Source organism: Enterobacter nematophilus, assembly GCF_026344075.1.
Classification (GTDB): Bacteria; Pseudomonadota; Gammaproteobacteria; order Enterobacterales; family Enterobacteriaceae; genus Enterobacter; species Enterobacter nematophilus.
The window spans coordinates 557,085-570,839 of sequence record NZ_JAPKNE010000002.1; the positions used below are offsets into that span (position 1 = coordinate 557,085).

At 58.2% G+C, this 13,755-nt stretch carries 13 protein-coding genes; 7 read left to right on the plus strand and 6 right to left on the minus strand.

Annotation, left to right across the window (positions count from 1 at the left end; all coding sequences use genetic code 11):
• The first annotated feature begins 215 nt into the window (after positions 1 to 215).
• Complete coding sequence (gene yoaE / locus OSH03_RS09315; protein ID WP_151412484.1) at positions 216 to 1,775, plus strand: CNNM family cation transport protein YoaE; 1,560 nt, start codon at positions 216 to 218, stop codon at positions 1,773 to 1,775.
• Positions 1,776 to 2,014: 239 nt separating this feature from the next.
• Here the strand turns inward: yoaE and sdaA are convergent, their stop codons facing one another.
• From sdaA to pabB, 3 genes are all read right to left on the minus strand, one after another.
• Entirely contained in the window at positions 2,015 to 3,379 is a 1,365-nt protein-coding gene (gene sdaA / locus OSH03_RS09320; protein ID WP_028013531.1) for an L-serine ammonia-lyase, read from the minus strand.
• Between the two features lie 184 nt (positions 3,380 to 3,563).
• Positions 3,564 to 4,142, minus strand: a complete 579-nt coding sequence (locus OSH03_RS09325; protein WP_061097904.1) for a CoA pyrophosphatase — start codon at positions 4,140 to 4,142, stop codon at positions 3,564 to 3,566.
• 2 nt (positions 4,143 to 4,144) lie between these two features.
• Positions 4,145 to 5,473, minus strand: a complete 1,329-nt coding sequence (gene pabB, locus OSH03_RS09330) for an aminodeoxychorismate synthase component 1 (RefSeq protein ID WP_266178934.1) — start codon at positions 5,471 to 5,473, stop codon at positions 4,145 to 4,147.
• Between the two features lie 61 nt (positions 5,474 to 5,534).
• On the opposite strand from pabB, the gene OSH03_RS09335 reads away from it, so the two are divergent.
• Entirely contained in the window at positions 5,535 to 5,717 is a 183-nt protein-coding gene (locus tag OSH03_RS09335) for a YoaH family protein (RefSeq protein ID WP_008500497.1), read from the plus strand.
• A gap of 6 nt (positions 5,718 to 5,723) precedes the next feature.
• On the opposite strand, the gene OSH03_RS09340 is transcribed toward OSH03_RS09335, so the two are convergent.
• The gene (locus OSH03_RS09340; RefSeq protein WP_151412486.1) at positions 5,724 to 6,068 is read right to left on the minus strand and encodes a RidA family protein; all 345 of its coding nucleotides are present in this window, start codon (positions 6,066 to 6,068) and stop codon (positions 5,724 to 5,726) included.
• A gap of 133 nt (positions 6,069 to 6,201) precedes the next feature.
• Here OSH03_RS09340 and OSH03_RS09345 point away from each other — a divergent pair, with 133 nt between their 5' ends.
• The 5 genes from OSH03_RS09345 (at position 6,202) to rnd (ending at position 12,581) form a co-directional block, all read left to right on the plus strand.
• A complete protein-coding gene (locus OSH03_RS09345; protein ID WP_266178875.1) occupies positions 6,202 to 8,112 on the plus strand; it encodes a DNA repair helicase YoaA in 1,911 nt (636 codons plus the stop codon).
• A gap of 66 nt (positions 8,113 to 8,178) precedes the next feature.
• The gene (tsaB, locus tag OSH03_RS09350) at positions 8,179 to 8,874 is read left to right on the plus strand and encodes a tRNA (adenosine(37)-N6)-threonylcarbamoyltransferase complex dimerization subunit type 1 TsaB (protein WP_061097906.1); all 696 of its coding nucleotides are present in this window, start codon (positions 8,179 to 8,181) and stop codon (positions 8,872 to 8,874) included.
• A 37-nt stretch (positions 8,875 to 8,911) separates the two neighbouring features.
• Positions 8,912 to 9,493 carry a Slp family lipoprotein gene (locus OSH03_RS09355; RefSeq protein WP_266178876.1) on the plus strand — a complete coding sequence of 194 codons (582 nt, stop codon included), beginning with the start codon at positions 8,912 to 8,914 and terminating at the stop codon, positions 9,491 to 9,493.
• A gap of 203 nt (positions 9,494 to 9,696) precedes the next feature.
• Positions 9,697 to 11,382 carry a long-chain-fatty-acid--CoA ligase FadD gene (gene fadD, locus OSH03_RS09360; protein WP_151412488.1) on the plus strand — a complete coding sequence of 562 codons (1,686 nt, stop codon included), beginning with the start codon at positions 9,697 to 9,699 and terminating at the stop codon, positions 11,380 to 11,382.
• A gap of 83 nt (positions 11,383 to 11,465) precedes the next feature.
• On the plus strand, positions 11,466 to 12,581 hold the full coding sequence (gene rnd / locus OSH03_RS09365) for a ribonuclease D (protein WP_151412515.1): 1,116 nt from the start codon (positions 11,466 to 11,468) through the stop codon (positions 12,579 to 12,581).
• Between the two features lie 75 nt (positions 12,582 to 12,656).
• Here the strand turns inward: rnd and minE are convergent, their stop codons facing one another.
• Together minE and minD are read right to left on the minus strand one after the other, a co-directional pair.
• The gene (minE, locus tag OSH03_RS09370; RefSeq protein ID WP_024909868.1) at positions 12,657 to 12,923 is read right to left on the minus strand and encodes a cell division topological specificity factor MinE; all 267 of its coding nucleotides are present in this window, start codon (positions 12,921 to 12,923) and stop codon (positions 12,657 to 12,659) included.
• 3 nt (positions 12,924 to 12,926) lie between these two features.
• Positions 12,927 to 13,739: a septum site-determining protein MinD gene (gene minD, locus OSH03_RS09375; RefSeq protein ID WP_008500505.1), complete on the minus strand. Its 813-nt coding sequence runs from the start codon at positions 13,737 to 13,739 to the stop codon at positions 12,927 to 12,929.
• Positions 13,740 to 13,755: the final 16 nt, after the last annotated feature.

Consider the following 13,755-nt stretch of genomic DNA (forward strand, 5'->3'; position numbering starts at 1 on the left):
AAACCTATTGTCTCTGATATGTTTAGCCTCCGTTTAATTGTTCAGGAGTATAGGGCTACAGCCCACTATATGGACCGTCACCGACGTCAGTCATCTACCAGGCCATTCCGCGCCTTTTTCACCGGCGAACCACGCCACGTATCGACTCTGTCTGCCTCTTATTTGCCCACGTTGAGCGGGGCACCGTTTTGTCATTCCTTTAGCAGGAGCTTGTCATGGAATTCTTAATGGACCCGTCAATCTGGGTGGGACTGCTCACGCTGGTCGTACTGGAGATCGTTCTCGGTATTGATAACCTGGTGTTTATCGCCATCCTTGCGGACAAGCTCCCGCCAAAACAGCGTGATAAAGCACGTTTGATTGGCCTGTCGCTGGCGTTGATCATGCGACTGGGCTTGCTGTCCGTGATCTCGTGGATGGTCACGCTGACCAAACCGCTCTTCTCCGTGATGGACTACACCTTCTCCGGGCGTGATTTGATCATGCTGATCGGGGGGATATTCCTGCTGTTCAAAGCGACAACAGAGCTGCATGAACGGCTGGAGAACCGTCAGCACGATGATGGGCACGGTAAGGGCTACGCCAGCTTCTGGGTCGTGGTACTGCAAATCGTGGTGCTGGATGCGGTCTTCTCGCTGGATGCGGTCATTACCGCGGTCGGTATGGTGAACCACCTGCCGGTGATGATGGCGGCTGTCGTGATTGCGATGGCGGTGATGCTGCTGGCCTCGAAACCGCTGACGCGCTTCGTCAACCAGCATCCAACGGTGGTTGTGCTGTGTCTGAGCTTCCTGCTGATGATTGGTCTGAGCCTGGTGGCGGAAGGTTTCGGCTTCCATATTCCGAAAGGCTACCTGTACGCCGCGATTGGTTTCTCGATTCTGATCGAACTGTTCAACCAGATTGCGCGCCGTAACTTTATTAAGCAGCAGTCTAATCAGCCGCTGCGCGCCCGCACGGCGGACGCCATTCTGCGCCTGATGGGCGGGCGTCGCCAGGTGAACGTCCAGTCTGATTCCGAAAACCGTAACCCGGTGCCGGTCCCGGAAGGGGCGTTTGTGGAAGAGGAGCGCTACATGATTAACGGCGTGCTCTCCCTGGCCTCCCGCTCGCTGCGCGGCATTATGACGCCGCGCGGGGAAATTAGCTGGGTCGATGCGAACCTGAGCGTTGATGAAATTCGTCAGCAATTGCTCTCATCTCCGCACAGTCTGTTCCCGGTATGCCGCGGTGAGCTGGATGAAATCATCGGCGTCGTGCGGGCGAAAGAGATGCTGGTGGCGCTGGAAGAGGGCGTCAACGTGGAGGCCATCGCAGCTTCGTCGCCGGCGATTGTCGTGCCGGAAACGCTGGATCCGATCAACCTGCTGGGCGTATTGCGTCGCGCGCGCGGTAGCTTTGTTATCGTCACCAACGAGTTTGGTGTGGTACAGGGGCTGGTGACGCCGCTGGACGTGCTTGAAGCGATTGCCGGTGAATTCCCGGATGAAGACGAAACGCCTGAGATTGTGGCCGACGGCGAAGGCTGGCTGGTCAAAGGTGCGACCGACCTGCACGCGCTCTCGCATACGCTGGGGCTGGAAAACGTGGTTAACGATGAAGAAGACATCGCAACCGTGGCGGGGCTGGTTATCGCCGTAAACGGTCAGATCCCGCGCGTCGGGGATGTGATCGAGCTTCCTCCATTGCACATCACTATCGTTGAAGCTAACGACTACCGCGTCGATCTGGTCCGCATTGTTAAAGAACAGTCTGCACACGACGAAGATGAATAAGTCTGCTTAACGGGTACGATGTGCCCGTTACGATCTTCTGGCGGGGAAGATTTTCCCGCCAGCCATTGAGGCGTTACTACCGCGCCTGCTTCTCTCAACCCGTTCGCTATTTAGCCGCTGCCTGATGCCAGGCCGAGCGCGAGCAGCCGCGACCGTAAAAAGTGTAGTGGGGAAAGAAGAAGGAGACGAGAATGAAGGGAGAAATTCGCCCATCCGTTGCGGATGGGCGAAAGAGAGGATTAGTCGCACTGCACCTTAATGGCCAGACCGCCGCGCGAGGTCTCACGGTACTTCGCGTTCATGTCTTTGCCGGTTTCGTACATGGTTTCGATAACCTTATCCAGCGACACGCGTGGTTCGCTGGTACGGCGCATCGCCATGCGCGAGGCGTTAATCGCTTTGACGGAGGCAATCGCGTTACGCTCGATGCACGGCACCTGCACCTGGCCGGCGACCGGGTCACAGGTCAGACCGAGGTTATGTTCCATGCCAATTTCCGCCGCCACGCAAACCTGCTCAGGGCTTGCGCCCAGCAGCTCGGCCAGACCGGCCGCCGCCATGGAGCAGGCTACGCCCACTTCGCCCTGACAGCCCACTTCAGCGCCTGAAATAGACGCGTTCATCTTGTACAGCGCGCCGATAGCGCCTGCCGCGAGGAAATAGCGGATATAGATATCCGGCGTCACGGGCTCGATAAAGTGATCGTAGTAGGCCAGCACCGCCGGAACGATCCCGCACGCACCGTTGGTTGGCGCCGTCACGACACGCCCCCCCGCGGCGTTCTCTTCGTTAACCGCCAGGGCAAACATGTTGACCCAGTCGACCACGTTCATCGGGTCGTTAGAGAATTTGTCCGTGGTCACCAGCATACGGCGCAGGGCAGAGGCACGACGCGGCACGCGCAGTGGCCCAGGCAGCACGCCTTCGGTATTCATCCCGCGATCGATACAGGCGCGCATGGTTTGCCACACGTTGGCAAAATAGTCTTCGATCTCTTTTTTGCTGTGCAGCGCCAGCTCGTTCTGCATCACCATGCCGGACAGCGACAGGCCGGTCTCTTTGCAGTAGCCCAGCATCTCGGTGGCCGATTTGAACGGATAGGGCACGTTCACGTCGCCCGCGCTCTCTTTACCGAAATGCTCTTCGTCAACGATGAAGCCACCGCCGATGGAGTAGTAGGTTTTGCTGTAGATCTCTTTTTCGCCGCTCCAGGCATGGATAGTCATGCCGTTTTCATGCAGCGGCAGGTTGTCGCTGCGAAAACGCATGCCGTCATCCTGCGGGAAATCCACTTCGTGCTGACCGTTAGCCAGCAGCAGGCGACCGCGCGCTTCCACGTCGCGGATGAATGCCGGGATGGCATCAATATCAACAGTGTCCGGCATATTGCCCGCCAGACCCATAATAATGGCGATATCGGTGTGGTGGCCTTTACCCGTTAATGACAGTGAACCGTAAACGTCTACGGCGACACGGGTAACGCTTTCCAGTAATCCTTTTTCGACCAGATCATCGACGAACTGTTTACCGGCCTTCATCGGCCCTACAGTGTGGGAAGAAGAAGGACCAATCCCCACTTTGAACATGTCGAATATACTAATCACTTTCACACTCCTGACAGGGTTACCGGGGTTCCAGTAACGATGTTATAACTGCGCATAGTGTAAGAGGGAACACCAACCTCGGCTTAACTATTCACATGAATTAAACTAATGGTTAACGATGGGTTTTGCTAATAGCGCGACGCGGATCGCAAACCTGCAAAAAAGGCTGGAATGTAAAGTATAGTCAAGGCTTCAGGCCGATTTGTAGCGCCAGTTCACGAATGATGCCCGCGGTCATGCCCCAGACAAAATAATGCTGATACCAGGACAACCACACCCGATGGTCATGCCCCCGGCGATGGATATCCAGCGGATGATAGCGGCTTAGCCGGAGCGCCTCTTCGAGCGGCATCTCAAACACCGCTGAGACTTCATCGACGCTGGCGTGATACTGAAGATTGGGGGGAATAATGCCGACCACCGGCGTGACCTGAAAGCCGGTCACGCTGTCGACCGGCGGCAGCACGCCGATGACCTCGACCCTTTCAGGCGGGATTGCCACCTCCTCCTGCGCCTCCCGCAGCGCGGCGGCAATCAGCGACGCGTCGGTGCTGTCCACCGCGCCTCCCGGGAAGGCCACCTGACCGGCGTGTTTGCGCATATGCGGCGAACGCTGCGTAAGCAGCAGGCCCGGCTGTTCCCGGCGCACCACCGGGATCAGCACCGCCGCCTGACGTTGATTCAGCGAGGCGCGGTTGACCTGCGGCCGCAGCAGCTGAAAGCGCGACAGAAAATCATCCAGCGTCAGGTTCTCTTTCTCCACCGTTAGTTCTCCAGTTGTTTCAGGATGCGGTTCACCTTATCAAAGGTTTCCTGATATTCCGCCTCGACCTGGCTGTCCGCCACAATGCCGCCCCCTGCAGAACAGTACAGATTGCCGCCGCAGGCCGTCAGCGTGCGAATGGTAATGCTGGTATCCATGGTGCCGCACAGGCTGATATAGCCGATGCTGCCGCACCAGGCGTTGCGGCGGTGCGGTTCCAGTTCGTCGATGATTTCCATGGCGCGAATTTTTGGCGCGCCGGTGATGGAGCCGCCCGGGAACGCGGCGCGGAGCAGATCGCAGGCGGTGCGAGAGGCGGGCAGGCGCGCGGTAATGGTGCTGACCAGATGATGTACCGCCGGGAAAGGCTCGACGACGAACAGCTCCGGCACGCGCACGCTGCCTGGTTCTGCGACCCGGCCAATATCGTTACGCATCAGGTCGACAATCATCAGGTTTTCGGCACGATCTTTCGGTGATGCGGCGAGTTTTTCCGCCTGCTGGCGATCGGCGTCGGGGTCCGCAATACGCGGTAACGTGCCTTTAATCGGGCGGGTCTGAATCGTACCTTCCGCCAGATGGATAAAGCGCTCCGGCGACAGGCTCAGTATTGCTCCCTGTTCCAGGCGTACGAACGCGCTGAACGGGGCCCTGTTGCTGGCATTCAGACGGGTAAACGCCTGCCACTCGTCCCCCTGGTATGCTGCCTGGAAGCGCTGGGCAAGGTTGACCTGATAGCAGTCGCCGCTTTGCAGATACGCCTGAACGCGCGCGAATTTTTCCGCGTATTCCGGCGCGGTCATGTTCGAGCGCCAGCCGGAGGTCAGGTTAAACGTCTCAGCTGGGGCAGGATGCTGCGCCTCAAGCCAGGCCAGACGCGCCTGCACGTCACCATGGCTCAGCAGGGAGACCGTTTTTTTCTGGTGGTCCACAATCAACGCCCAGTCGTACAGCCCCACGGCCATGTCCGGCAGGGAAATATCAGCCTGCGCATGCTCGGGCAGCGTCTCGAACCGGCGGCCCAAATCGTAGCCAAACAGCCCCAGCGCGCCCCCCTGGAAAGGCAGGTCCGGGTTCGGCGTAGCGGTTAAGCCCAGCGCGTTGATTTCCTGCTGAAGCTGCATCAGCGGATCGTCCATTGGCAGCAGATCGTCGGTCGTCAGCGTCTTCAGCGGATCGGCCACCAGAATATCGAAGCGGCTGTAGGGGTGATCCGCATGGCCGGAGTGCAGCAGCATGGCAAAGGGAAGGTGGCTCAGTCGGGCAAACCAGAACTCAGCGGCGTCGGCGCGCCAGGGTAAGGTAACAACAGTGGGGAAGCGCATGTTCATGTATGGCATACTACCGGGCAGCGTGAAATAATTAGCGCGAATAATTTAGCAGGAGTTGACGATGTTTGCAGGTTTACCTTCTCTGAGCCATGAACAGCAGCAGAAAGCGGTTGAGCGAATTCAGGAACTGATGTCCCAGGGGATGAGCAGCGGACAGGCGATTTCCCAGGTGGCGGAGGAGCTGCGCGCCACCCATACCGGCGAGCGGATCGTGGCGCGTTTTGAGGATGAAGATGAAGAGTAATCGGGCTTAAACCGCCGCGATAATCTTGATCTCAACCTTGTATTCCGGTTTCATCAGCGTGGCCTGTACGGTGCAGCGTACAGGCGCGTGACCCGCCACCACCCACGCATCCCAGGCTTTGTTCATCGCCGCGAAATCGTCTTTGTTTGCCAGGAAAATGGTCGCATCCAGAATGCGGGATTTGTCGCTGCCCTGTTTTTCCAGCACGGCATCAATCTGCGCCAGGGTATTCGCCGTCTGCTCGAACGCATCCGCGTCCAGATTTGACGGTACACCGGTGTAGTACAGCGTGTGGTTATGGATCACCACATCAGACCAGCGGGCTTCGGCATCAATGCGCACAATTGTCATAAACGTTTCCTCGTTATTTTTCGTCGTCAGGCGGCAAGACTGCCATATTGTTCTGCCGTCGTCACTATTTGGGGTGGCACAGGAGAGGATGGGCTGACATAATCCCTGTGCAAAAATACAGTGAGAGAGCAACGTGGCAGACGATTTTTCCCCTGAAGGTCAATTAGCGCAGGCGATCCCCGGCTTCAAGCCTCGTGAGCCTCAGCGACAGATGGCGCACGCCGTTGCCCGCGCCATTGATAAGGCCCAGCCGCTGGTGGTTGAAGCCGGAACCGGCACGGGTAAGACCTATGCTTACCTTGTGCCGGCGCTGCGGGCGAAAAAGAAGGTGATCATTTCCACCGGATCGAAAGCGCTGCAGGATCAGCTCTACAGCCGCGATCTGCCTACCGTCGCAAAAGCGCTGAAATACAAAGGACGCCTGGCGCTGCTGAAAGGGCGATCGAACTACCTTTGCCTGGAGCGACTCGAACAGCAGGCGCTGGCGGGCGGCGATCTGCCGGTTCAAACCCTGAGCGACGTCATTATCCTGCGCGCCTGGGCGAACCAGACCGAAGAGGGCGATATCAGCACCTGCGCGAGCGTGCCGGAAGACTCCCCGGCCTGGCCGCTGGTGACCAGCACTAACGACAACTGCCTCGGCAGCGACTGCCCGCTGTATAAAGACTGTTTTGTGGTGAAAGCGCGTAAAACCGCGATGGACGCAGACGTGGTAGTGGTGAACCACCACCTGTTCCTCGCGGACATGGTGGTTAAGGACAGCGGTTTCGGCGAGCTGATCCCGGAGGCGGATGTGATGATCTTCGATGAAGCGCACCAGCTGCCGGATATCGCCAGCCAGTATTTCGGCCAGTCGCTCTCCAGCCGCCAGCTTCAGGATCTGGCGAAAGATTTCACCATTGCCTACCGGACCGAACTCAAAGATACCCAGCAGCTGCAGAAGTGCGCCGACCGCCTGGCGCAAAGCGCGCAGGATTTCCGCTTGCAGCTTGGCGAGCCGGGCTATCGCGGCAATCTGCGCGAGCTGCTGGCGGACAAAAATATCCAGCGCGCGCTGCTGCTGCTCGATGATGCCCTGGAACTCTGCTACGACGTGGCGAAGCTCTCCCTCGGACGTTCCGCCCTGCTTGATGCCGCCTTCGAGCGCGCCACGCTCTATCGCGGGCGGCTGAAACGGCTAAAAGAGATCAATCAGCCGGGGTACAGCTACTGGTATGAATGCACCTCCCGACACTTTACCCTGGCGCTCACGCCGCTGACGGTGGCCGATAAATTCAAAGAGGTGATGGCGCAGAAGCCGGGAAGCTGGATCTTTACCTCCGCAACCCTGTCGGTAAATGACGATCTGCACCACTTCACCGAGCGCCTCGGCATTGAGCAGGCGGAATCACTGCTGCTGCCCAGCCCGTTTGACTACGAAAAGCAGGCGCTGCTGTGCGTGCCGCGCAATCTCCCGCTGCCGAACCAGCCGGGGGCGGCGCGGCATCTCGCGGCGATGCTCAAGCCGATGATTGAGGCCAACAACGGGCGCTGCTTTATGCTCTGCACCTCGCACGCCATGATGCGCGACCTCGCCGAGCAGTTTCGCGCCACCATGACCCTGCCGGTGCTGCTGCAGGGGGAAACCAGCAAAGGCCAGCTGCTCCAGCAGTTTGTCAGCGCCGGTAACGCCCTGCTGGTGGCGACCAGCAGCTTCTGGGAAGGGGTGGACGTGCGCGGCGACACGCTCTCGCTGGTGATCATCGATAAGCTGCCGTTCACGTCGCCGGACGATCCGCTGCTCAAGGCGCGGATGGAAGACTGCCGCCTGCGCGGGGGCGATCCGTTTGACGAGGTTCAGCTGCCGGATGCGGTCATTACCCTGAAGCAGGGGGTAGGGCGCCTGATCCGCGACGTGACCGATCGCGGCGTGCTGGTCATTTGTGATAACCGGCTGGTCATGCGTCCTTACGGCGCAACCTTCCTCGCCAGCCTGCCGCCCGCCCCGCGTACGCGGGACATTAAACGCGCGGTGCGTTTCCTGGCAAACCCAACGGCGGAGTAATTCGCCCCGGAGTGTGCTAAGATGCGCGCCATTTTGTGACTGACCCTTGCGAGAGCGCGAAGACTGATGCGAATTCTGGCTATTGATACCGCGACAGAGGCTTGCTCTGTTGCTCTGTTAAACGACGGTGCTGTTTCTGCTCATTTCGAAGAGTGCCCACGGGAACACACCCAGCGTATTCTGCCCCTGGTAAAAGCCATTTTAACCCAGGGCAACACCACCTTAACCGACCTCGACGCGCTGGCCTTTGGCCGCGGTCCCGGCAGCTTTACGGGCGTGCGCATTGGGATTGGCATCGCGCAGGGGCTGGCGCTGGGCGCTGACCTGCCAATGATCGGCGTCTCTACGCTTGCCACGATGGCCGAGGGAGCCTGGCGCATGACGGGCGCGACCCGCGTGCTGGCCGCTATTGACGCTCGCATGGGTGAAGTTTACTGGGCGGAATATACCCGCGATGAAAACGGCATCTGGCACGGCGAAGAGACGGAAGCGGTGCTTAAGCCTGAAGCCGTTACTGAACGCCTGAAGCAGCTGTCCGGCGAGTGGGCTACGGTCGGCACGGGCTGGCCGGCGTGGCCAGAGATGGCGAACGGCACCGGCGTGACGCTGGTGGACGGCAACATGCTTCTGCCTGCGGCAGAAGATATGCTCCCGATTGCCCGTCAGCTGCTTGCAGCAGGAAAAACCGTTGCCGTTGAACATGCGGAGCCGGTTTATTTGCGAAACACCGTCGCGTGGAAGAAACTTCCGGGCCGCGAGTGAATCTCAGTAACAGGAACTGAGAAAAAGGAGTCGCATCATGGCGGTTCAGACTAAAGTAGTACGCCTTTTTATGGCAGGCGCGGTTGCCATAGCACTGAGCGGTTGCGTAACCGTACCTGATGCGATCAAGGGCAGCAGCCCGACGCCACAGCAGGATCTGGTTCGGGTAATGAACGCGCCCGAGCTTTACGTCGGCCAGGAAGCGCGCTACGGTGGGAAAGTGATAGAAGTGCAGAACCAGCAGGGGAAAACCCGTCTGGAAATTGCCACGGTACCGCTCGACAGCGGCGCGCGTCCCGTACTCGGTGAAGCCTCTCGCGGGCGCATCTATGCCGACGTTAGTGGCTTCCTCGACCCGGTCGATTTTCGCGGACAGCTGGTAACCGTTGTCGGGCCGATCACCGGTTCGGTGCAGGGCAAAATCGGCAACACGCCGTACAAGTTTATGACCATGCAGGTGAACGGCTATAAGCGCTGGCGTATCGCCCAGCAGGTGGTGATGCCGCCTCAGCCAATCGATCCGTGGATGTGGGGTCCACATCCTTATCGTTACGGTTATCCGGGATGGGGCTGGTATAATCCGGGCCCTGCGCAGGTTCAAACGATCGTAACTGAGTAACTTACTGTTATTATTAGGAAAGAGACAGCGGCTCAGCCGCTGTCTCTGTTTTTTTACGGATAAAACGAAAAAAAAGAGTGACGCGCTTCGCAACCTGCAATCTGAACAATTAATAAACTGGTACGCTGAGTTAATATAATGTTAACAAACTGTTTATTATCGGGGCTGTGATGACGACGAACACTCATTTCAGAGGTGATGCATTGCAAAAGGTTTGGCTTAACCGTTATCCCGCAGATGTGCCTGCGGAGATCAATCCTGACCGTTATCAATCCCTGGTGGAATTATTTGAGCACTCGGTAAGACGTTACGCAGATCAGCCCGCGTTTGTGAATATGGGCGAGGTGATGACGTTCCGTAAGCTTGAGGAACGTAGCCGGGCGTTTGCGGCTTATCTGCAGGAAGGGCTGGGGCTGCAAAAAGGGGATCGCGTCGCGCTGATGATGCCGAACCTGCTGCAATACCCGGTGGCATTGTTCGGCATCCTGCGTGCCGGGATGATTGTCGTCAACGTCAACCCGCTTTACACGCCGCGCGAGCTGGAACATCAGCTGAACGACAGCGGCGCGGTGGCGATTGTCATTGTTTCTAACTTTGCCCACACGCTGGAAAAGGTGGTCGACAAAACCCAGGTGAAGCACGTCATCCTGACGCGCATGGGGGATCAGCTTTCCACCGCCAAAGGGACGCTGGTTAACTTTGTCGTTAAATACGTCAAACGTCTGGTGCCAAAATACCACCTGCCGGATGCTATCTCCTTCCGCCGCGCGCTGCATGCGGGCTATCGCATGCAGTACGTCAAGCCGGAAGTGGTCTCAGAGGATCTGGCCTTCCTGCAATACACGGGCGGCACCACCGGCGTGGCCAAAGGGGCGATGCTGACCCACCGCAACATGCTGGCGAACCTTGAGCAGGTCAATGCCACCTACGGGCCGCTGCTCCATCCGGGTAAAGAGCTTGTGATCACCGCGCTGCCGCTGTATCACATCTTCGCGCTGACCATGAACTGCCTGCTGTTTATTGAGCTGGGCGGGCAAAACGTATTGATCACCAACCCGCGCGATATCCCGGGGCTGGTGAAAGAGCTGGCAAAATACCCGTTTACCGCCATGACCGGGGTGAACACCCTGTTTAACGCGCTGCTCAACAACAAAGAGTTCCAGCAGCTCGATTTCTCCACGCTGCATCTCTCCGCGGGCGGCGGCATGCCGGTCCAGCAGGCGGTGGCCGAGCGCTGGGTGAAGCTTACCGGGCAATATCTGCTGGAAGGCTATGGCTTGACGGAATGTGCCCCGCTGGTCAGCGTCAACCCGCATGACATCGACTACCACAGCGGCAGCATCGGCCTGCCGGTGCCGTCCACGGAAGCAAAGCTGGTGGATGATGAGGGTAACGAAGTGCCGCACGGTGAGCCGGGCGAACTGTGCGTCAGAGGACCGCAGGTGATGCTGGGTTACTGGCAGCGCCCTGATGCGACCGACGAAATCCTCAAAGACGGCTGGCTGTACACCGGCGATATTGCGGTGATGGATGACGAAGGCTTCCTGCGCATCGTCGATCGCAAAAAAGATATGATTCTGGTCTCCGGCTTCAACGTCTATCCGAACGAAATCGAAGACGTGGTGATGCAGCACAGCGGGGTGCTGGAAGTGGCGGCGGTGGGCGTTCCTTCCGGCAGCAGCGGTGAAGCGGTGAAGATATTTGTGGTCAAGAAAGATCCTTCTCTTACCGAGGAAGCGCTGATAACGTTTTGTCGCCGTCAGCTGACGGGCTATAAAGTGCCGAAGCTGGTGGAATTCCGCGATGAGCTGCCGAAATCCAACGTCGGGAAGATATTACGACGAGAATTACGTGACGAAGCCCGTGCCAAAGTAGACAATAAGGCCTGAGCTTCACGTTAATCGCCCAGACGCCGGTTAAGCCGGCGTTTTTTATGGGCGCAAACAAAAGAGAATCCGATTTGAATTACCAGATGATCACGACCAACGACGAGCTGGCTTCGCTGTGCGAAGTGACGCGCGACTTTCCTGCCATCGCTCTGGATACCGAGTTTGTCCGTACTCGCACCTATTATCCACAGCTGGGTTTGATACAGATGTACGACGGTAAGCACGTCTCGCTGATCGACCCGCTCGGCATTACCGACTGGGCGCCGATGCGTGACCTGCTGCTGGATACTGCGGTAACGAAATACCTGCACGCGGGCAGTGAAGATCTGGAAGTCTTTCTGAACACCTTTGGCATCATGCCTCAGCCGCTGATTGATACGCAGATCCTCGCGGCGTTCAGCGGTCGTCCGCTGTCGTGGGGCTTTGCCGCCATGGTGGAGGAGTATACGGGCCTGACGCTGGATAAAAGTGAATCCCGTACCGACTGGCTGGCGCGCCCGCTTACCGAGCGTCAGCTGGAATATGCGGCGGCAGACGTGTTTTACCTGCTGCCGATTGCCGGACAGCTGATGAAAGAGGCGGAGGCCTCCGGCTGGCTGTCTGCCGCGCTGGACGAGTGCCGTATGACGCAGCAGCGTCGCCAGGAAGTGGTCGATCCGAAAGAGGCCTGGCGCGACATCAGCAACGCATGGCAGCTGCGTACGCGTCAGCTGGCCTGCCTGCAGCTGTTAGCCGACTGGCGCTTACGCAAAGCGCGCGAACGCGATTTGGCCGTTAACTTTGTGGTTCGCGAAGAGCATCTCTGGGCGGTCGCGCGCTATATGCCGGGCAGCCTGGGCGAACTGGACAGCATCGGGCTTTCGGGGAGCGAGATCCGCTTCCACGGTAAAACCCTGCTGGCGCTGGTCGCCAAAGCGCAGGCGCTGCCGGAAGAGGCGCTGCCTGAGCCGCTGCTGAATCTGATGGATATGCCGGGCTATCGCAAGGCTTTCAAGGACATCAAAGCGCTGGTGCAGGACGCCGCAACGGAAAGCAAGCTGAGTGCAGAACTGCTGGCGTCACGCAGGCAGATTAACCAGCTGCTGAACTGGCACTGGAAGCTGAAACCGCAGAATGGCGTGCCGGAACTGATGGCGGGCTGGCGCGGGGAATTGATGGCCGATCGCCTGAATACCTTGCTGGAAGGTTATCCGCGATAAAAATATGCCGGGCGATATACCCGGCATATTCCCCCGGTGGCGCTACGTCTGCCGGGGCGACGAACCACAACCGAATTAACGCGACTCTTCCGCTTCCGGAAGCGTCACGTTCAGCTCCAGAATCGAAATATCCCCGTCTTTTTGCTCCAGCTGCACCGTCACCATCTCCGGGTCAATCTGCACGTACTTACAGATCACTTCCAGGATGTCCTTGCGCAGCTGCGGCAGGTAGTGAGGCTCGGCGTCGCTACGACGACGCTCCGCAACGATAATTTGCAGACGTTCTTTTGCGATGTTGGCGGTGTTCTTTTTCCGCGAGAGAAAAAAGTCCAGTAATGCCATAACTTATCCTCCGAACAGGCGTTTGAGGAAACCTTTCTTCTCTTCTTCAATGAAGCGGAAAGGACGTTCTTCTCCCAGCAGACGGTCAACGGTATCGGCGTAAGCTTTACCTGCATCTGCCATTGTATCCAGGATCACGGGCTCGCCCTGGTTTGAAGCGCGCAGCACGGACTGATCTTCCGGGATGACGCCAACCAGTTTAATGCGCAGGATCTCCAGCACGTCTTCCATGCTCAGCATGTCACCTTTGTTTACGCGACCAGGGTTGTAACGGGTCAGCAGCAGGTGCTCTTTAATCGGGTCTTCGCCATTTTCCGCACGACGGGATTTGGAGGCGAGGATGCCGAGAATACGGTCTGAGTCACGCACGGAGGAGACTTCAGGGTTGGTGGTGATGATCGCTTCGTCAGCGAAGTAGAGCGCCATCAGGGCACCGGTTTCGATACCGGCAGGGGAGTCGCAGACAATGAAGTCGAACTCCATTTTTTTCAGCTCGTCGAGCACCTTTTCTACCCCTTCACGGGTCAGAGCGTCTTTGTCACGCGTCTGAGAGGCCGGGAGGATATAGAGGTTCTCGGTGCGCTTGTCTTTAATCAGCGCCTGGTTCAGCGTGGCATCGCCCTGAATGACGTTCACGAAGTCATACACGACGCGACGCTCACATCCCATGATGAGGTCGAGGTTACGCAGACCGATATCGAAGTCGATAACGACGGTTTTCTTTCCCTTCTGGGCCAAACCAGTAGCGATGGCCGCGCTGGAGGTGGTCTTGCCAACGCCTCCTTTACCCGAAGTAACAACAATAATGCGTGCCATAGAAATTCCTTGTTAA